This window comes from Vibrio sp. 1249-1, from assembly GCF_033340495.1.
Genome location: NZ_JAWOWJ010000003.1, coordinates 1 through 19,620, shown reverse-complemented (window position 1 = coordinate 19,620; position 19,620 = coordinate 1). Strand labels below are relative to the sequence as shown.

The 19,620-nt window shown below is 46.9% G+C and carries 21 protein-coding genes, 1 rRNA gene and 1 riboswitch; of the genes, 8 read left to right on the top strand and 14 right to left on the bottom strand.

Annotated features, from left to right (window positions below; all coding sequences use genetic code 11):
* Positions 1-62 precede the first annotated feature (62 nt).
* Positions 63-350, top strand: a complete 288-nt coding sequence (locus R7Z50_RS06835) for a hypothetical protein (protein ID WP_005374318.1) — start codon at positions 63-65, stop codon at positions 348-350.
* Positions 351-503: 153 nt separating this feature from the next.
* Positions 504-1,094 carry a type II secretion system protein gene (locus R7Z50_RS06830; RefSeq protein WP_225474250.1) on the top strand — a complete coding sequence of 197 codons (591 nt, stop codon included), beginning with the start codon at positions 504-506 and terminating at the stop codon, positions 1,092-1,094.
* Positions 1,095-1,131: 37 nt separating this feature from the next.
* Here the strand turns inward: R7Z50_RS06830 and R7Z50_RS06825 are convergent, their stop codons facing one another.
* From R7Z50_RS06825 to R7Z50_RS06805, 5 genes are all read right to left on the bottom strand, one after another.
* Positions 1,132-1,659: a GNAT family N-acetyltransferase gene (locus R7Z50_RS06825; RefSeq protein ID WP_005374314.1), complete on the bottom strand. Its 528-nt coding sequence runs from the start codon at positions 1,657-1,659 to the stop codon at positions 1,132-1,134.
* Between the two features lie 33 nt (positions 1,660-1,692).
* Positions 1,693-2,160, bottom strand: coding sequence for an HAD family hydrolase (locus tag R7Z50_RS06820; RefSeq protein ID WP_005374312.1), 468 nt, complete (start codon positions 2,158-2,160; stop codon positions 1,693-1,695).
* A 118-nt stretch (positions 2,161-2,278) separates the two neighbouring features.
* Positions 2,279-2,749 (bottom strand): GNAT family N-acetyltransferase, encoded by a 471-nt coding sequence (locus tag R7Z50_RS06815; protein WP_206970531.1) that lies wholly within the window; start codon positions 2,747-2,749, stop codon positions 2,279-2,281.
* Position 2,750: 1 nt separating this feature from the next.
* Positions 2,751-3,482 (bottom strand): glucose 1-dehydrogenase, encoded by a 732-nt coding sequence (locus tag R7Z50_RS06810; protein WP_017821007.1) that lies wholly within the window; start codon positions 3,480-3,482, stop codon positions 2,751-2,753.
* Between the two features lie 9 nt (positions 3,483-3,491).
* Complete coding sequence (locus R7Z50_RS06805) at positions 3,492-4,007, bottom strand: GNAT family N-acetyltransferase (protein ID WP_005374306.1); 516 nt, start codon at positions 4,005-4,007, stop codon at positions 3,492-3,494.
* 270 nt (positions 4,008-4,277) lie between these two features.
* Here R7Z50_RS06805 and R7Z50_RS06800 point away from each other — a divergent pair, with 270 nt between their 5' ends.
* Positions 4,278-5,372 (top strand): NapC/NirT family cytochrome c, encoded by a 1,095-nt coding sequence (locus tag R7Z50_RS06800; RefSeq protein WP_318148969.1) that lies wholly within the window; start codon positions 4,278-4,280, stop codon positions 5,370-5,372.
* 22 nt (positions 5,373-5,394) lie between these two features.
* The gene (locus tag R7Z50_RS06795; protein WP_136976749.1) at positions 5,395-7,842 is read left to right on the top strand and encodes a trimethylamine-N-oxide reductase 2; all 2,448 of its coding nucleotides are present in this window, start codon (positions 5,395-5,397) and stop codon (positions 7,840-7,842) included.
* Positions 7,843-7,911: 69 nt separating this feature from the next.
* Here R7Z50_RS06795 and R7Z50_RS06790 read toward each other — a convergent pair whose 3' ends face one another.
* The 8 genes from R7Z50_RS06790 to thiD form a co-directional block, all read right to left on the bottom strand.
* Positions 7,912-8,637: a phosphatase PAP2 family protein gene (locus tag R7Z50_RS06790; protein WP_025768774.1), complete on the bottom strand. Its 726-nt coding sequence runs from the start codon at positions 8,635-8,637 to the stop codon at positions 7,912-7,914.
* Positions 8,638-8,819: 182 nt separating this feature from the next.
* Entirely contained in the window at positions 8,820-9,434 is a 615-nt protein-coding gene (thiE, locus tag R7Z50_RS06785) for a thiamine phosphate synthase (protein WP_318148968.1), read from the bottom strand.
* Positions 9,435-9,495: 61 nt separating this feature from the next.
* Positions 9,496-10,287 (bottom strand): hydroxyethylthiazole kinase, encoded by a 792-nt coding sequence (gene thiM, locus R7Z50_RS06780; RefSeq protein ID WP_318148967.1) that lies wholly within the window; start codon positions 10,285-10,287, stop codon positions 9,496-9,498.
* 12 nt (positions 10,288-10,299) lie between these two features.
* Positions 10,300-10,968 (bottom strand): thiaminase II, encoded by a 669-nt coding sequence (gene tenA / locus R7Z50_RS06775; RefSeq protein WP_005374294.1) that lies wholly within the window; start codon positions 10,966-10,968, stop codon positions 10,300-10,302.
* 54 nt (positions 10,969-11,022) lie between these two features.
* Positions 11,023-11,973, bottom strand: coding sequence for an ABC transporter substrate-binding protein (locus R7Z50_RS06770; protein WP_005374293.1), 951 nt, complete (start codon positions 11,971-11,973; stop codon positions 11,023-11,025).
* Between the two features lie 47 nt (positions 11,974-12,020).
* Positions 12,021-12,821, bottom strand: a complete 801-nt coding sequence (locus R7Z50_RS06765) for an ABC transporter permease (protein ID WP_064354466.1) — start codon at positions 12,819-12,821, stop codon at positions 12,021-12,023.
* Positions 12,814-13,569: an ABC transporter ATP-binding protein gene (locus R7Z50_RS06760; protein ID WP_318148966.1), complete on the bottom strand. Its 756-nt coding sequence runs from the start codon at positions 13,567-13,569 to the stop codon at positions 12,814-12,816. The genes R7Z50_RS06765 and R7Z50_RS06760 overlap by 8 nt, the downstream gene beginning before the upstream one ends.
* Positions 13,559-14,416, bottom strand: a complete 858-nt coding sequence (thiD, locus tag R7Z50_RS06755) for a bifunctional hydroxymethylpyrimidine kinase/phosphomethylpyrimidine kinase (protein ID WP_206970525.1) — start codon at positions 14,414-14,416, stop codon at positions 13,559-13,561. Before thiD ends, R7Z50_RS06760 begins: the two co-directional genes overlap by 11 nt.
* A gap of 97 nt (positions 14,417-14,513) precedes the next feature.
* Positions 14,514-14,621: riboswitch (TPP riboswitch) on the bottom strand.
* Positions 14,622-14,932: 311 nt separating this feature from the next.
* Here thiD and R7Z50_RS06750 point away from each other — a divergent pair.
* Positions 14,933-16,318 carry a TldD/PmbA family protein gene (locus R7Z50_RS06750; RefSeq protein WP_318148965.1) on the top strand — a complete coding sequence of 462 codons (1,386 nt, stop codon included), beginning with the start codon at positions 14,933-14,935 and terminating at the stop codon, positions 16,316-16,318.
* Positions 16,318-17,661: a TldD/PmbA family protein gene (locus R7Z50_RS06745; protein ID WP_318148964.1), complete on the top strand. Its 1,344-nt coding sequence runs from the start codon at positions 16,318-16,320 to the stop codon at positions 17,659-17,661. Before R7Z50_RS06750 ends, R7Z50_RS06745 begins: the two co-directional genes overlap by 1 nt.
* 77 nt (positions 17,662-17,738) lie before the next feature.
* Here R7Z50_RS06745 and trmY read toward each other — a convergent pair whose 3' ends face one another.
* Positions 17,739-18,338, bottom strand: a complete 600-nt coding sequence (trmY, locus tag R7Z50_RS06740) for a tRNA (pseudouridine(54)-N(1))-methyltransferase TrmY (protein WP_005374282.1) — start codon at positions 18,336-18,338, stop codon at positions 17,739-17,741.
* 158 nt (positions 18,339-18,496) lie between these two features.
* Between trmY and R7Z50_RS06735 the strand changes: the two genes are divergently transcribed.
* Both R7Z50_RS06735 and R7Z50_RS06730 read left to right on the top strand, forming a co-directional pair.
* On the top strand, positions 18,497-19,021 hold the full coding sequence (locus R7Z50_RS06735; protein ID WP_318148963.1) for a DUF3087 domain-containing protein: 525 nt from the start codon (positions 18,497-18,499) through the stop codon (positions 19,019-19,021).
* Between the two features lie 524 nt (positions 19,022-19,545).
* Positions 19,546-19,620 (top strand): 16S ribosomal RNA (locus R7Z50_RS06730); the annotation flags it as partial.

The following is a 19,620-nucleotide window of genomic DNA, read 5'->3' as shown; positions in this document are numbered from 1 at the left end:
GGTAGGGACATTTGCGTATCAGTGGGTACAATCTGCTTCATCTTAATCCGTGGAGCAGAATGATGAAGGTAAAGCCAGATCGAATGACCGCCATGCGTAGCATCATCGAGCAAGTAAAAGCGGAACTACCAATTTATGAACCAGAAACGTTTGTATGTGGACCAGAAGGGCAGTGCATTGGCTGTCCGAAGAAATTGTTGGAAATGGTCGATTCAGAAGTCACTTATTGGGAGTCAGCCATGGAGCGCGGCATTGTTCCGCAGTTCGATGAGATTCGTCGTTTTGGCAAAATGTGCACGAATGTTCGTCGTGGTCTGGTGCGAAATAATGTGCCTTTACTCAGTAACTAGAGAGTAAAAACCGTCTAATATCTGACACATAGCGTCGTTTTGTTACACTGCTCTTTGGCTGCTGTTCTCAAGTTTGAGTGGTGTTTGTCTCTTCTTACCCCTTAAGCCTTTAATCGTAAGAAATTGGCGATATATTGGCTCGGTCTCACATGGATGTGGGGCTATTGTCTTGGGCTAGTTGAGATAAGAAACGTGAAATCAAAGGGATTTACGCTGATGGAAATCACCATAGTGCTTACCACTTTGGCTTTCATCGCATTAGCTGCTTTACCAGTACTACTCGATATTCATCGCCAAGCATACGCTGCGATGCTGCACAGTTCTCAGTCTTCTTTGGGTACGGCTCTCAAATTCTTTCATGCTCAATCAGTGATTGATAACGCTTACGGCCAAGAGCACGTTCACTACATTGACCGACATGTCAAAACACGCAAAGGCATGCCAGAAGCGAGTGCCGATAGTATTCGAGCTTTGTTAGAAATCGATCTACCAGCCAGAGGTTATTCGAAAATTGACGTGCCGTGCAAAGGCAGTGATTTTTGCATCATCGGTCAGCAGCACCCAAACAGTGCTCATTTTGTCGCTATTCCTGATTATCAGTTCTTAGATAAATCGGGTGTTGATCGCGTGGTGTACATTTGGCCGCAAGGTTACACACTGGCAGAAGAAGCATGCTATTTCTACTACGTGAATCAAGCCTCTAACGATTCAATTGTTCGAGGGTATGTGACGCAAGGGTGTTAATCCCGAATAAGTGTTGCGAACAACGGTTATCGTGAGTCTACAAATCGGGGTTTTTCGAAGGGCTTTGCGCTTTATACAATACCATTTTTTGACTCATCAAGACTTTACCATTTGGCAAGGTCACTTCCCCAAGTTCCCCCTGATGTTCAAATCCAAACCGTTCATATAAAGCAATCGCTGGTGTGTTGGTTGTGTATACGTAGAGTGCGATTTGGTCGTAACCAAATTCCCAACCACGTGCGATCGCGACTGCCAATAGTTTCCGCCCCAATCCTTTGCCTCGGTAGTTTTTGTCGATGTGAATACCAAGAATACCGACGCGAAGGCGTTGCCCTCTTTCGTAACCGCACATCTCAGCTGGGTAGATTTCAACACTACCGATAAGTTTTTGGCGGTCAAACGCGACAAACTGAGGGATGGACTCGTTTTCCACACGTTGCAGGATTCTGCGAAGCGTTGCGTTATCGGGTGCAGGAGAAATCAAAAATTCCCCTTCGGAGTACACTCGATTCCACAGCGCGGTGAAGCGCGCGATATCGCTCACCTTGATGGATCTGATTTGCATTCATCTTCCTTGATTAGTGCAGGTTAGTAACGGTTAGGGGATAAGCTCAGATAAACAACGAATTTGGTTAGGAATGGCTTCGGCTGGTGCATCAGCGCCCGTTGGGTTAAACCAAATTGTGTTTACGCCCGCTTTCATCGCAGGGTAAATATCTTTGTGAGGTAAATCGCCAACCATGGTTATTCCACTCACGTTAACCCCTAACTGTTTTGCGATGGCGAGATAAAACTCAGGTTGGTTTTTAGCGATACCGAGGTTGGCAAAACAAAAATAGCCATTTAAGTATTGGTCTAAGTCGACGCGAACAAATGCACGCTGAACCTCTTCCATGTTGGAATCAGATGCACTGGTCGCAATGTAGATGGGATGATTTTGGGAAAGTATTGCCAGTGTTTCTCTGGCTTGAGGAACTGCTTCTACGTGTTCCCAATCGCACATTTTTCCTTGTGCGTGAGGGAAATCTACCATCAAGGTGTTCCCCCAATCGAAAAGATAAATCATGTTCGAATCTCCTTATCCGCACATCATATCGTCTTTTTCTAAAATCAGGGGGTAAATTGCATCGATAAATGCGATTTAGGTGGGTTTAGTCGTGAAAAGCGCTTAATTGTCGTTATCGTTACAAATGTTTCAGCATAATGCGTGAGTTAGTTTTAAAACCTTGATTATCGTAAAAGCGCTGTGCTGGCTGATTGAGTTCCATCACTTCCAATCGAACTTGTGTGGCATTGGCATCGCGCGCCCATTGCTCACAGGCTTGGAGCAGTTGGCGGCCGATTCCTTGCTGCTTTTGCGCTTCATCGACAACAATTGTTCCCACGCGACAAATTGGGTCTTTGATCAGAAAACTGATGGTGTCGTTTTGGGTGATCATCGCGGTTAAGAAGCCGAGAATTTGCTGTTCGCGTTCGGCAATCAAAAAGAGTCGCTCTTTGTTCTCTAGTGCTTGTGCAAGAAATTCGCGGTCAGCTTCTGAAGGCGCAACAAAGGCTTCTGGCGCATTTGCAAAATGCAGTGAATTAATTTGAAAATTAAGCTGAAAAATTTCGTCTAAATCATCGGGAGTTGCTTGTCGGATATGGACTTGCATTCTATCTGCCCCCTGCAATATCGATAAATGATCCCGTGACATAAGAGGCTTCGTCACTTAATAGCCAAGCGATCGCATTTGCCACTTCTTCTACCGTGCCACCGCGTTTAAGAGGAATTTGAGGGCTGAGTCTATCTACTCGGTTTGGTTCTCCGCCGTCGGCATGCATATCAGTGTAAATGAAACCAGGTCGAACGCCATTGACGCGAATATTGCGCTCTGCCAACTCTAGCGAGAGCCCTTTAGTTAAGGTATCCATCGCGCCTTTTGATGTGGCGTAATCGACATACTCAAATGGCGCGCCTGAGCGCGACGCTCCAGAGGAGACATTCACAATTGCACCGCCTGCACTGAATCGCCTCGCCGCTTCTCGACAGCAGAGGAAACAGCTATTCACATTGGTGTTCATTACTTTCTGAAAGCGTTCCAAGCTGATTTCAGACAAAGGCGATTGAGTAAATAGGATGCCAACGTTGTTGACCAAGTGCGTCACTGCACCAAATTCACGTTCTGTTTCATCAAACAAGGAGAGCACTTGCTTCTCATCGGCTACGTCTGCGGCGATGGCAATCGCTTTTCCACCGTTTGCTTGTATTTCTGCCACAACTTGGTCGGCGGCCTCTTGCTGAGTGCGGTAATTAACGCAAACGCGATAGCCTTGCTCGGCCAGCTTTTTTGCCGCTGCGGCTCCAATGCCTCGGCTTGCGCCGGTAATGATGACTACTTTATTCAAAATACGTCCTTATTTATGTAGTGAGTAGATTTTATCGGCGTAGGGTTTGCCACCAATTTGGTATGCGTCTGGAATGACCTCAATGAGTTCGAAACCACATTTTATCAGGACACGCTCTGATGCAATATTGCCTTCAGTGACCGTCGCGGAAAAGTGGTTGATGTTATGTGTCGAGGTTGCCCAGTATAGAAGCGCTTGAAGAGTTTCTGTTCCAAACTGTTGGCCATGAAATTCCGGCAAAAGTAAGTAACCTACCTCTGCCTTACCGTTTTCAATAGCAAAGCCAGTGATGCCGATGGGTTGTTCAGATTGCTTATCGAGTATTACAAGGCAAAGCCAATGCTGGCAATTTGGGGTCCATGGTAATAATCGCGAAGCAAATTTTTCTCTTATTTCTGTTTCGCTGGGACGATCGAAACAGAGCGCAATAACCTCTTGTTCGGAAAGTAATCGTTGAAAGAGTTCCCAGTCACTGGCTTTGATGGGTCTTAATTGGCTTCTGTGCGTCTCGATGTAAACTGACATGCGTGTCCTTACTGCATCAATGTGGAGATTCAGTCTCTCATCCTCTTATCTGTTTAATCAAATAGTTGCATTCATAAAAGTGATTTATGTGGTGAATAGTTGGCTGGGTAATGGATTATTGCCATATATTCATCTTTGAGATGCAAATAACAAAATTTCATACTTGAGGCATACAGAGCAACACGGAAATGATGTGGATCAAGAGAGGACTACCCATAAAGTAGTAATTTGCGACCTATAATTACATTTTATTTGGAAGTGTTGCTAATTATGTCAATAAAAAAACGATATGTTGCACTGCTGGTTGCTGCCGGCATTGGTGTGGGCTGGTTAACTTTGGGGGGGAGTGCGGCAGTAATGCATTACACCTCAGATACTGAATTTTGTCTCTCGTGCCACTCTATGGAAACCCCTTACAAAGAGTACCAAGGCTCAGTGCACTTCAGTAATGCGAAAGGCATTCGCGCGGAATGTTCTGACTGTCATATTCCTCAAGAACCAATGGATTACCTGATCACCAAAATTCGCGCGTCGAAAGACATCTACCATGAATTTGTGACAGGTAAGATCGATACGCCAGAGAAATATGAAGCACATCGTAAAGATATGGCTGAAACGGTATGGGCTCAGTTCCGTGAAAATGATTCAGCGACGTGTCGTTCGTGTCATGATTTCGATGCAATGGAAGAGTTTGAGCAATCACGTGATGCGGCGAAGATGCACGCTTACGCGAAAGCAAACGATCAAACGTGTATCGATTGTCATAAAGGTGTGGCGCACTTTGCACCAGAAGCAGAGCTAGACAGCAAGGCATTTGAAACGTTGATGAGCTTCACCACAAAAACATCACCTGGTGCCAAAGTCGTTTACCCTGTGACTGAAATCACAATGGGTGAGATGGGTAAAATTAACCCAACGACGAAGTTGGAAGTAATCAGCTCTGAAGGCGACAACCGCACTGTTAAGTTGAACGCATTCCAAATGAAAGGCGCAGAGCAAGTGCTTTACATGGGAGAAGGTCAACGTGCCATCGTAGCAACGCTAACAGAGCAAGGCCAACAAGCGCTTGAAACTGGTGAATTTGAGGCAGATGTTTACGGCAACGAATGGCGCGCGGTTTCTCTAACAGGTGCTATTGATTCTCCAGTTGTAGACACGCTTGAACCCGTATGGTCATACGCAGAAGAGTTGGACAACGTTTACTGTGCAACTTGTCACGCGAAAATTCCTTCAAATCACTTCACAGTGAATGCATGGGGACCGGTAGCGAAAAGTATGGGTGATCGAACTGATATTTCAGCCGAGAACCTAGAAATTCTAACCAAGTTCTTCCAGCACCACGCGAAAGATGTGGTTGGTCACTAACGATAAATAGAAGGATAAGATTATGACTAATATGACCCGTCGCGGATTTCTAAAAGGCACTGGTATGGCGGCTGGTGCAATGGCATTCACTTCATTTGCACCTATGTCTGTTGCGTCTTCAAACCAGCGTGGCAAGGGCATTTTGACAGCGGGCCGCATGGGCCCAATGCTGTGTGAAGTGCAAGACGGTAAGCTGGTTTCAACCACGAACGCATTGCCACAAACGGTACCAAACAGCCTACAAAGCACCGGTCCTGACCAAGTGCATACCAAGGCGCGTGTGAAGTACCCAGTGGTACGTAAAGGCTACTTGGCAAACCCATCGTCGCCAGAAGGTGTGCGCGGTAGTGATGAGTTTGTGCGTGTGTCTTGGGATGAGGCTTACAAGCTGATCCACGAACAGCACATGCGAATTCGCAAAGAATATGGCCCGGCTTCTGTGTTTGCAGGCTCTTACGGCTGGCGTTCAAGTGGCGTGCTGCACAAAGCACAAACCTTGCTGCAACGTTACATGAGCATGGCGGGTGGCTATTCAGGCCACTTGGGTGACTACTCAACGGGTGCTGCGCAGATCATCATGCCGCACGTTGTGGGCTCTATCGAAGTGTACGAGCAACAAACCACGTACCCAGTGGTATTAGAGCACAGCGATGTGGTTGTGCTTTGGGGCTTAAACCCAATCAACACTCTAAAAATCGCGTGGAGCTCAACAGACTGTGCTGGTCTTGAATTCTTCCATCAATTGAAAAAATCAGGCAAGACGGTTATTGCGATTGACCCAATTCGTTCTGAAACCATCGAGTTCTTTGGCGAGAATGCGGAGTGGATTGCTCCTCACCCAATGACCGACGTGGCAATGATGATGGGTATCGCACACACCTTGGTGAAACAAGGTAAGCACGATAAAGCCTTCCTCGATAAATACACCGCAGGTTACGACAAGTTTGAAGCGTACCTGATGGGCGAAGAAGACGGCGTAGAAAAATCAGCAGAATGGGCATCACAAATCTGTGGCGTACCTGCGAAGCAACTTGAGCTACTGGCTGACATCTTCAGTAAAAACCGCACCATGCTGATGGCGGGTTGGGGCATGCAGCGCCAACAATACGGTGAGCAGCGTCACTGGATGCTGGTTACACTGGCAACGATGTTGGGTCAGATCGGTTTACCGGGCGGTGGTTTTGGTTTCTCTTACCACTACTCAAACGGTGGTAACCCTGCTCGTGATGCTGGCGTACTTCCTGCGATTTCGGCATCGCTGGGTGGCGGCTCTTCTGCGGGGAACGACTGGGCGGTGTCTGGCGCGGTGCAAAGCTTCCCTGTGGCGCGTATTGTCGAGGCGTTGGAAAACCCAGGTCAATCCTACCATCATAACGGTCATGAACTGACGTTCCCGGACATCAAGATGATTTGGTGGGCAGGTGGTGCGAACTTTACTCACCACCAAGACACCAACCGTCTGATCAAAGCGTGGCAAAAGCCTGAGCTGATCGTGATTTCAGAGCCTTACTGGACGGCGGCTGCGAAGCACGCGGACATTGTTCTGCCAATCACCACATCGTTCGAGCGTAACGACTTAACGATGACGGGTGACTACAGTAACCAACACTTGGTGCCAATGAAGCAAGTGGTTGAGCCGCAAGGTGAAGCGCGTAATGATTTCGATGTATTCGCGGACATGGCAGAGATGCTAGCTCCGGGTGGCCGTGACGTATACACCGAAGGCAAAACTGAAATGGAATGGCTGTACGGCTTCTACAAGGCGGCGCAACAAGGTGGCCGTGGCTCTCGCGTAGCAATGCCGAACTTCAGCAAGTTCTGGGAAGATAACCAACTGATCGAGATGAAGTGGAACGAGAAGAACGCACAGTTTGTTCGTTACGCAGATTTCCGTGAAGACCCGATCATGAATCCACTCGGTACACCAAGTGGTAAGATCGAAATCTTCTCGAAAACCATTGAAGGTTATCAGTTGGAAGACTGTCCTCCACACCCAACGTGGATGGCACCAACCGAGTACACTGGCAATGCAAAAGACGGCGAGTTGCAGCTAATGACCGCGCACGCAGCGCATCGTCTACACAGCCAGTTTAACTACGCGAAGATTCGCGAAGAGTACGCAATTGCAAACCGTGAACCTATTTGGATTCACCCTGAAGATGCGAAAGCGCGTGGTATTAAAACGGGCGATTTAGTTCGTGCGTTTAACAACCGTGGCCAAGTATTGGTTGGTGCAGAAGTGACTGACCGAATCAAGCAAGGTTCAGTGTGTATTCATGAAGGCGGCTGGCCGGATCTGGATCCTAAAACCGGCATTTGTAAGAACGGCGGTTGTAACGTGTTAACGTTGGATATTCCGACCTCTCGACTTGCAAACGGCTGTGCGGCGAACTCGGCACTGGTTCGTATTGAAAAATACACTGGCCCAGAATTAGAACTAACAGCGTTTGAACCACCAAGAAATGGCTAGAAAAAAGTAGCGATTGAAAGCAAGAAGCCAGCGAATCGCTGGCTTCTTTTTATCTAGTCATCGTTCACATTAGCGCGAAGCGAGAGAAACAAACGGCATCTGTTTCTTAATCTGAAATGTCGGGAGTAAAGTAAATACAATCGCGACAAACAAGACCGAGCCTATTAAATCTTCAGGGCGATGCATGCCCAGCCATAAGCGGCTATATGCGACGCTCATTCCCCACATCCACAATGACAGTGCAGAGATATAGCACTTGTTCTGTAAGAACAAACCACCAAAGAAAGCCAAACAAATCGAAACGAAAATCGTATGGCCGGATGGGAAAGAATAGTCTTTCTCGCCTTGCCAATGGCGCGTTCGCCAATCACTGACGTGTTCAGAAATCTGGTTAATTACGTTGGCTTGCTGCTTTGTATCCAACTGATAAAACGCTTCTGGGTGCTCAATCAATTGCTCTGCAGCAAGCAGTTCGGCGTAGGGACGCGGGCTTTCTGTCATCAGTTTTAGCCCCGTTTTGCTGGCAAAACCAATCACCAGTAACAACCCTAACATTGAGAGTTTTTGTATCCACTCAATGCGACTTGGTTTAAAGCGAAATAAAGAAAGCAGTAGCAGTGTTAACGTAATTAAAAAACCTTTGCTACCAGCAGAATCTGTGAGCAAAGTAAAAGTAATACCCAGACTTTCAGGCACCTGTGAAGTGAGATTGTGATAAGAGCCAAACAGCGACATTGGGATGATGCCAAGAACAAACAAGGCGAGCATCATCAATCCATATTTTTTGGTTTTCATTGAGAGCGTTTTGTTTTTATTGAGGGTTATTCAACCACGTGAAAATAAGGGGCTTATCTTACGTTATCTGGCGTGAAAAACTTATCAACGCTCTGTCAATTTGACGAGAGAATGAAGGTTGAGTGATGAATTGATGACATTTATCCGGAGGGTAAAGGCGCTCATCCTTAAGCGTTGGGGTCTTAATCCATCAGAGAAAGTAAGTACTCTGCTGCTTTGGTTGGGTTTTCTGCATGACAAATGGCAGAAACCAAAGCCAAACCATGTACACCTGTCGCACTCAGGGCAGGAATGTTGGTTTCGTTGATGCCACCAATAGCGACGATTGGTAAAGACGTGGTGTTCAGCGCCATCTTCAAACCTTCAATACCCCAGTGTTTTTTGGTGTTGGTTTTGGTCGGCGTAGCGAAGATGGCACTCAAGCCGATGTAATCAATGGGCAGAGAATCCGCCTCTGCCAGCTGATCTTCAGTCTCAATTGATAAGCCGAGGATTTTGTTTGGTCCAATCAACTCACGAGCGATAGTTGCGGGCATGTCTGATTGCCCGAGGTGAACCCCATCGGCATCAACTGCCAGTGCAACATCAACGCGGTCATTGATGATCAAAGGCACATTGGTATCTTTAAGGATGTCTTTCACGGCTTGAGCACGTTCGATAAACGCACGCACATCGCCGTGTTTTTCGCGGACTTGTACCATGGTCACGCCACCTTGCACGGCTTTTCTCACAACACGCTTTAGTGTGGCTAAATCTTGTTGGTCATCGGTGACCAAATATAAACGATAGGCGTTCATTTTGTTTCCTTTGGGCCTCTCATCTACAGGGAGTGAGAGGCCGGTATTTGTTAGAGAAAGCTTAACTCACTTGGAGTTTTAGGCGTTTTGCCAGTGTTTCTTCATCCAGTTGGTAAAGCTCATCCAACAGGTTCATTTGCAGACTGCCTGGCCCTCGCGCTTGCTCAGCCGCAATTTCACCCACAACGCCCAGTACCGCCGCGGCAGCAAGTCCGGAGTGATCACCAACAGCAGCGAAAGCACCCGTCAGTGCCGTTAGTGTGCAGCCCATTCCGGTTACGTATGGCATCATCTCGTGACCGTGGTTTAGCTGCACAGTTTGCTCTTTCGTGATGATGTAATCAGTCTCGCCAGAAATCACCACACTTGCACCATACTCTGAAACTAAGAAGTTCGCTGCGCCAAGTGCTGCGTCGCTGCTGTCTAACGCATCGACGCCTTTGCTTTGTGCTTGTTCGCCAGCGAGACCGATGATTTCTGAGGCGTTACCACGAATGATCAACTTGTCGGCAAGGCGTGCGATCTCACGTGATGTCTCGGTACGTAGTGAGCTTGCTCCGCAACCGACAGGGTCGAGTACAACGATTTTACCGTTGGCATTGGCTTGCTCTACGGCATAGCTCATGCGCGGTGTCCAAACGCTGTCTAGGGTACCGATGTTGATAACCAGTGCGCCAGCGAACGACATCATCTCTGCCATCTCTTGTTTGGAGTGCGCCATGATTGGAGAAGCGCCGATCGCTAATAGTGCGTTTGCTGTGTTATTCATCACCACGTAGTTAGTGATGTTGACGACTAACGGCTTTTGCTGGCGTACTGCGGTTAATGCTTGGGTGATTTGTTCAATTAACATGAGACTCTCCGATTAATCTTGCTGAGCGTTCAGACCTTGTTGCCAGAATGCTACTTCCATACGCGTTGCGGTTTTGAATACCTGAATCAGGTTTTGACCGCGCTGGCTGTTGATATCAATTTCTGCTAGCAACTGATTAAAGTGTTCTGCTCCTTTTGCGACACCAGATTGGAATTCCTCACCACCGTAGAGGTTGATCCAACTTGCATATGGGTTGCCTTCGATTACGGTCTTTTCATCTTCAATCAGCACCTTACCGATTACGGCATAACCGATGGAGCATGGCGCTAGTGCCGCGTATAGATCAACAAGATCGCCCGTCATGCCAGCATCTAATACGTAACGGGTGTAAGCCACAGTGCCGAAATCTTCTGGCTCGTTTTCTAAGTCGGATTCTGTCAGTCCCCATTGCTCACAGTAAGTCACGTGGTGGGCGATTTCAGAATCGAGCAATGCGTGTACGCTTGGTAGGGCACGGCGCATGTCATCCAAAGTACGTGCTTTGTAGATCGCTAATGCGTAAGCTCGTGCGTACTGCTTTAGGAAAAGAAAATCCTGCTTTAGGTAATGCAGAAAACAAGGCTGAGCCAGAGTGCCTTGCGCCAATTGCTGCACGAAAGCATGCTCAGTGTATTCTTGCCAATCTTGGCGGCAAGCGTCGATCAAATCTTGGTATTTCATTATGAGTATCTCGTTATCAAAAGACCCTAGGCTTAGATCCTAAGGTCAGTAGAATTAGTCAAAGCTCGGTACGTAATCTTTCGCTTTTGGCAGTGTTTCGATGATGTTTTGTGAATACATGAACTGCGCATAATCATCGTAGCGTTTCAGATCTACTGCGGATGGACGAAGAGCGAAACGAGTTAGCGTGTCGTTCCAAGCGCGTTGGTTAAGCTCGTTGTTGAGCGTGTCTGGTGAATAAGCCACGAACTCTTTCCACGACTCTTTTGGATGGTTAACGATGTAAGTGGTCGCTTGCTCTAGTGCTTTGTTGAATGCCTTGATGGCTTCTTTGTCGTAGTTTTTTGCATTGGCTACGAAGACTAACTCGTCATACGCTGGCACGCCGTGTTCTTCAGGGAAGAAGGCCTTAGCTTTATAACCTTCTAGTGCCAGTTGGTTGGTTTCGAAGTTACGTAGACCGCCCCAAATCGCATCCACCTTGCCAGACGCAAGAGACGAAGACAGCGCCCAACCTACGTTGATGATTTGTACGTCAGAAAACTTCACGTTTTCTTGCGCTAGCATGGTGCCGATTGTCGCTTCTTCGTTGCCTGCGATCGCAATACCGATCTTCTTGCCTTTTAAGTCGCCAAGGTTTTCATTCTTACCGTTGTCCAACACCATCAACGTGTTGAGTGGCGTAGCAATCAAAGTCGCAGAGCGGATTAGTGGCAAACCAGCCGCGACATCGATGGTTAGGCTTGGTTGGTAAGAAATCGCCATGTCGACTTTACCCGCCGCGACCAACTTAGGTGGCGTGCTTGGATCTGCCGGCTCCTGAATGTTGACCTTCAAACCTTGCTCTTTGAAGTAACCACGCTCTTTGGCAATCACGATAGGACCATGGTTTGGATTGACGAACCAATCCAACATCAGTGTCATCTCTTTTTCAGCGGCAAGAACGTTGGTTGATACCACTGAAGCGAGTAGAGCAGCAGCGCTCATAAGTTTGTTTTTATTCACGGGGTTCTTCCTTTTCTTTCCCAATTTTCTTTGGTTATTTTCTGTAATTATTTGCTTTCCCAAGGGATGGCTTTTTTCAATAACTTATCGGTGATGAAGTAGAGTGAGATAGACAGTACGGCGAGGATAAACAGCGCCGCAAACATCTCGTCAATGATCATGCGAGCGTTGGCTTGGAGCATCAGATAACCCAAGCCTTCGCTTGAACCTACCCACTCACCGACCACTGCTCCAATTGGCGCAATAACGACGGCAACACGAATACCTGAGGCTAAAGTTGGTAGTGCGGCTGGCAATTGAATATGACGAAGTAGCTGCCATTTAAACGCGCCCATGGTCTTGGCAAGGTCGAGGTAACCTGTTGGCGTATTGCGCAAGCCGTCATAGCAACATGTCGTGACGGGGAAAAAGATGATGATCGCCGCCATGACTACTTTTGATGCAATGCCGTAACCCAGCCAAAGCATGAGCACTGGCGCGATGGCGAACACAGGGATCGCTTGGCTAGCAATCAGAATAGGCAATAACCAACGCTTCAGCGGCTCGAACATCAGCATTTGCAATGCGAACAGCAAACCCATCGATAATCCAAGCGCCAAGCCAAATAAGATCTCTTGCGCGGTAACCCAAGTATGTTTGAGCAGGACATCGTAACGAGTGACCAATCTATCCAGCACTTCAATTGGTGAAGGTAAGATGAAGCTTGGCATGTCGAATATCACCACGACCAACTGCCACAACCCCAAGATCACCGCTGTGCTGATAACTAAGCGCAGAGCCGGATGGGTCACGCGTTCTTTTTTACTAATACGTGCCGAAACGGAGTTGTACTGAGTCATATCACTCATAGTCTTTCTCCAATTGATCCAAAATCGCTTGTTGAAGCGCGGCGCACTCTCCATCGAGAACTCGGGGCGGCTTGGAGTCTGGAACGACCAAGTGCTGAGCTTGCGCAGGTGTGCCTTGCAACACATAGAGTTGGTGAGCTAATCGCACCGCTTCTTGTGGGTCGTGGGTAATCAGAACAACCGTCTTATCTTTCAGCAATTCGGCAGACAAGGTTTGCAACTTATGACGAGTAACCGCGTCCAGTGCAGAGAAAGGCTCATCCATCAGAACTAGAGGCTTGTCTTGCATCAGAGTGCGAGCAAGGGCAACACGTTGTCTCATGCCGCCAGAGAGCTGAGCTGGCTTAGCATCCGCGTAATCGGCGAGTCCCACTTGGCTTAGTAAAGTCAGTGCACGTTGTCTATTTTGCTCTGGTGCTTGTTCTTGAGAAAATCGAGTGCTGAGGCAGACGTTGTCTAACACATTTAACCACGGCAACAACAAGTCTTGTTGTGCCATGTAGGCGATACGTTCGTGTAGGGCGATGCCATCCGTCGTAGTTAATTCACCATGCCATTCGACTTTGTCGTTTAACAACCCGGCTAGATAACGAAGGATCGTCGTTTTTCCGCAACCACTGCGACCAAGTAACACAGTCCATTGATTAGCAGGGATGGTCATACTCAACCCTGCTAATGTTGGTGTTTGACTGTCTTTGTATTGCAGACTTGCTTCGGAAAGCTGAATGCCAATCGCGTTAGCGAACATAAGTATGACCCGCAAAAAAGTGGTTCACAGGGCCATGGCCTTTACCTACATCCAATTCATCAGCGTGTGCGATAGCTTGGCTGATGTACTGCTTACCCAGGTGCACCGCTTTGTGTAGGTTGTTGCCTTGGCCAAGATAAGACGTAATGGCGGAAGAAAGTGTACAGCCTGTGCCATGGGTGTTTTTGGTTGGAAATCGCTTGGCGCTAATTAACTCGGCACTGTCTTGCATGATAAGCAGATCGTTGCTGTTTTCATTTTCTTCAAGGTGACCGCCTTTGAGCAGAATAGCTTTGGCGCCAAGCGCACGAAGGTCGGTAATCATATCGTTCATTTCAGATTCTGATTGAGGCATTGGCTTACCCGTCAATGCTGCGCCTTCGGGTAGGTTAGGGGTAATGATGTCTGCGAGCGGAATCAATTCTTCTTTTAAAGTGCTGATTGCCGACTGTTCCAGTAATAGATCGCCGCTGGTGGCCACCATCACAGGGTCAATCACGAGGTGTTTTGGCTGGTATTGTTTAATTTTGTCTGCAACGACTTTGATGATGTTGGAATCTGCCAGCATGCCCACTTTGACTGCCACGATGTTGAGGTCGGTAAATACTGCATCAAGTTGGCTCTCTACATGGTCGAGAGGAATGGGGAAAATCGCAGAAACGCCTTGGGTATTTTGTGAAGTAATCGCCGTGATTACCGAGCAAGCAAAACTGCCGGTTGCGGACATCGCTTTGATGTCGGCTTGAATACCTGCACCGCCACCACTGTCTGAGCCTGCGATGGTCAATACGATAGGGGTAGGCAAGGCTGGCGTGTGATGTGAATGAGGTTGTGATTGCTGCGTCATGGTCGCTCCTACTACAAGACGTATAGGAACTGACTTTGACCGTTGCAGATAGATCGATTTTTCGATCGCTATCGCTTACCTAAGAGGGGCGACGAAAGGCAAAGTGTGCATAGTTCCCTACGTCAGTGCTAACTGAATCAGGTTCAACGGGTCTCGAATTTCGATCTCAGCCAACACTTGTCGTGTGGCCCCCCGACTATTTCGTTCGGATGATAGCAGGACCATTGCGGAAGGGATACGTTTTTTGAGCGTAATTATAATGAGTATTCAATTATGCGAGGTGAGTGATAAAGTAAGCACCTAAATGGTTTGCTGGGTGGAATTTACTAGTGCAACGCTCTGGTGAATGAGCAGAACCTGGAATATTTAATAAATAATCGTGGTCTCGTTAAGCAAGGATTAGCATAAAACAAGGTTAAAAAACTGTTAAAATTTAACGTGTTGCCAATTTAACTTTGTTGAACTTTTTCACAGTTAATTAGGATGGCTAAGACGATCATCGAGCAAGGAGACTTCATGCTTAATTCTGTAACAGCGAAGTCAGTGATCGATCATGCGCTCTTTTTGGGGGCTGATTTCGCTGAACTATTCGTTGAACATCACCAAACCAACACTGTCCAGCTCGCATCTGGTGAAGTGGATAAGGTTAACTCGGGTATCGATTTTGGTATCGGTATTCGTCTTTTTTTCGGTCATAAGGTGCTTTACGGTTACACTAACAGCACAGATGAAGCCGAACTAAAGCGCGTAACCTCGCTGCTTGCTGCAAAAGACAAGCGTGAGCAAATCGCGTCAGCGGGTTCTTTGAATTTGAACCGCTACCCAATCCAACATGGTTGCCGCATGCCGCTAAGTAAGGATGCTAACCTAGATTCAAAAATCGCGTTTCTATTGAAAGTTGACCAAGCCGCACGTGCTGAGAGTGAGCATATCAGCCAGTTTATTGGCAGCGTGCTTCAGCGTGAACAACAAGTGTCTATCTTCAACTCAGAAGGTCTACACGTTGACGATACTCGCCACTACATTCGTGTTGCTGGTAACACTGTCGCGCAAAAAGGTAATGAGCAGTCTTCTGGTATGGAAGGTCCTGGCGCTCTTGCTGGTTGGGAATTCAGTGAACAGCTTGATGCCAAAGAGCTAGGTCAAACTATCGCGCAGCAAGCGTTAGTAAAACTTGGCGCGGATGCTTGTCCATCGGGTGAAATGCCGGTGGTGATTGGTAACGGCTTTGGTGGCGTTATCTTCCATGAAGCATGTGGTCACTTGTTAGAAACCACTTCAGTTGCGAAGAAAGCATCAGTCTTCCACGACAAGATGGGCGAAATGGTTGCTCACACCGCAGTGAATGCAGTCGATGATGGCACCATGACTAACGAATGGGGCTCGATTCATGTTGATGATGAAGGCATGAAGACTCAGCGCACTCAATTGATCAAAGACGGTAAGCTTACCAGCTTCATGGTCGATAAAATGGGGGGCATGAAGACAGGTTACGAACCTACGGGGTCTGGTCGTCGTCAAAACTACAAGTTCGCACCAACCTCGCGTATGCGTAACACCTTTATCGAAGAAGGCGAGCATTCACTTGATGACATGCTGACAGGCATCGAGCGTGGTATCTATGCGAAGAAGATGGGCGGCGGCTCGGTTCAACCGGGTACGGGAGAGTTCAACTTTGCCGTTCGTGAGGCCTACCTCATTGAAAATGGCAAAATCACCAAGCCTCTGAAAACAGCAACGCTGATCAGCACGGGTCCAAAAGTGTTAAAAGAAATCAGCATGGTCGGCAAAGACATGGCGCTTGCGCCGGGCATGTGTGGTTCCGTAAGTGGTTCAGTACCAACAACAGTCGGTCAGCCAACGCTGAAAGTCGATAACATTCTGGTAGGAGGCGGTATCTAATGAGCCAAGAACAACAACTTCTTAATGCGGTTGATTACGTCCTATCAGAAGCAAAACGCCAAGGTGCAGAAGCGGACGTCATTGTAAATCGTAACAGCAGCTTTTCTTTGAAAGCGAACCAAGGAAAGCTGGATGAGTACAAAGTAAGCTCAAGCCAAGTTCTGGGTGTTCGTATTGTGAAAGATGCGCGCGTTGCAACAAGCTATTCTGAGTCGTTAGAGCAACCAAGCTTAGATTTGATGCTGACCAACGCACTCCAAAGCGCTCGCTTTTCCAAGCAAGATGAACATCAGACGATTAGCTGCGTGAACAGCCAAATCGCGACTGATGTTGCTGAGATTGCGCAAGAAGATACAACTTCTGTTGACGAAAAAATCGAACTGTCTCTCGCACTTGAGCAAGGCGTAGTAGCGCTACCTCACGCTTCTAGCGCACCTTACAATGGTTACAGCGATGGCGAAACACAACTGATCATTGCCAATACTCAAGGCACATTGTGTCAACACTTCGAGCGCTCGTTCACTTGTTACGCGTATACCTTGTTTGAAAAAGACGGCAAACAGTCAATGGCGGGTAGAATGTCACTTGGTCGCCGTTTTGATGAGTTGAATCCAGCTTACTGTATCGAAGGTGGCTACAACCTTGCTCGTGATCTTCTTGAAGGCGCACCGGTTGCGACGGGTAACTACCCTGCTATTTTCCACATCAATGCGCTAGCAAGTTTATTCGGTGCTTTCGGCAGTGCTTTCTCTGGCGTAAGCGCGATGAAAGGCATTACGCCACTGGGTGATAAGCTTGGTCAACGTGTTGCGAGTGATTTAATTACCTTTACTGATACGGCTTACATGCCAAATGGTATGGCAATCGCAAGTTTTGATAGTGAAGGCTTCGCTACTCAAAACAATGTGATGATTGCTAATGGTGATTTGAAAACCTTGCTACACAACAGCCAGACCGCAAGTTACTTGGGCGCAATCTCGACAGCAAGTGCCGCTCGCGGTGCAAAATCGAGCCTAGACGTATCAGCGAATCACAAAGTGATTGCGACAGGTAACAGCAGTGCGTCAGAAGTAAAAGCGGGTGAGTACCTAGAGTTAGTCGAACTTCAAGGTGTCCATTCTGGTGCGGATTCAGTGAGTGGTGATTTCTCATTTGGTGCGAGTGGCTTCTTGTGCCGTGATGGTGAGCGCGTTCAACCAGTGCGTGGTATCACTGTAGCGGGTAACTTCTACAAGATGCTGCAAGAAGTTGAGGCAGTGGGTGATACTCAGCTAATTAACGATAGCCGAACTTTCTTCTCGCCAGACGTTCGTTTTGCTCGTTTGAGCATTGGTGGTAAGTAAACTTAGCATTACTATAGAAACAAAAAGAGGACTCAATGGAGTCCTCTTTCTTTTATCGAATGATTAACTCGCGAGAATTAAAATTCGCGAATGTCCAACTCATTGTGGATCAATACCACACACTGAGAAGCGAAAAGCATCTTAGGACCTAAGCTGATCTTCTCTGTGCCAAGGCGCTTCAAGCTGTTAAAAGACTTCTTCGGCATCGGAATATGGTCAGTTAGCAAGAAACATGGGTTTCCACCGATTTCTGCATCACGAACAAATTCGCCTTTTTTATCCAACATATATAGTTGGTGATCTTCTGCCAGTTCTTGCACTAGTCGTTCAAAACTGACGGTACGAACGGTGATACCAGGTTCGACTTCACGAAGTTGCTCTTTGCCCATACCAACCGAAGCATCCAAAGCGCGAGCCACTGCTGCAATCAAGGTTGACTCATGGAAGCCGCCAATGTTGGTGATGTCGTTAGAGCGAATAGTAATGGTGCGTGAGAAATCTTTTGTGCTTTCTAAAACCAAGTGAACAACCACATCTTCACGGTGTGATTGAGCAACGAACATAGTGTTCATCATGGTATGAGCAAGAATCTCTGTATGCGCTTCATTACCAACACCTTCTAACAGTGCTTTGCTGGTGGTTGGCGCCGCGCGAGCTCGTAAAACAAAAGAGCGCATGAATTTAGCCTCTATATAGGAAGAGTGAATGCGCGGAAGTATATACCCAAGCAGGGAAGGGATGCGAGTTTAATAGCAAATGTGAACTTACTTACAAAGCTTCGATTGTCGTGCGGAGTGTGCTGGTTAGAATAGAGGCAACCTGTTAGGAGCGGAATATGGAAATCAAAAAAATAAACAAACAAGTCTATAGAAAGAAGGTCAACCTAGTGATTGGTGGCTTTGTTGCCTTGCTTGCTATCTCTTCTCTTGCTTTTAGTACGCTATTGATCGTTTTGTTCGGTAATACAGATGTAGTACCTGAACAGTCGACGGGGAACTTTCACTGGAACTTAATTGGTGTTGTGCTTGCCTTAGCTACTTCACTGTCTTTGTTGAACCAATTCAAAACACGCCCTTATATGGAAGAAGTGTTGTATGTCTGGAAACTCAAGCAGCTGCACAACAAGATCTTTCGCAAACTGAAAAGTATTAAAGCGGCTTCTGCTGGGCACGATGTAAAAGCGCTGATGATCCTTAAGTTCTACTATACGACTCAAAGTCAGGTGTTTGAGTTAGACAACAACACATTGACGATGAGCAGTGTAAATAAAGAATTAGAGGCAATTGAACAAATAGAAGCGGCGCAATCACTGGATCTGGATATCGCGAGCTTTGAAGAGGCTTGGATAGACACATATTGATTGCCTATTTGCTACTTTAAATTAACAACTAAGTGCTAAAAATAAGCGTTTGAGTGAGATTTCATCACTCGACGCTTTTTTTTAAGTTTTTTTCTAAAAAAGGGTTGCCAAGAAAAATCATCTCCCTATAATGCGCCTCCGTTGTCACGGCAAAGCGGAAACGCAAAAGCGGTTGGCAATGAGGCGAAAGAAAAGCTTCTAAAAATTAATTTAAAAAAGTGTTTGACACTAAGAATTAATTCCTTAGAATACGCCTCCGCTTCGATAGCAAAGCTTACGAAGCAAGCTCTTTAACAATATAGACCTATCAATCTGTGTGGGCACTCGTTGATGATAATCCAATTAGATACTTAGGTATCAAATTAGGTTTCAATGATACGAAGTGACCAATCAAGTCTTCGGACTTGGCACAGTCAATTCATTATCGTTCTGTTGGAACGATAATAGCTTTAAAATTACATTAGTAGTTTTGAAGTCAGTATTCATTGAGCCTCCCCCTATTTATTTAGGGAATCAAAAACTTTAAATTGAAGAGTTTGATCATGGCTCAGATTGAACGCTGGCGGCAGGCCTAACACATGCAAGTCGAGCGGAAACGA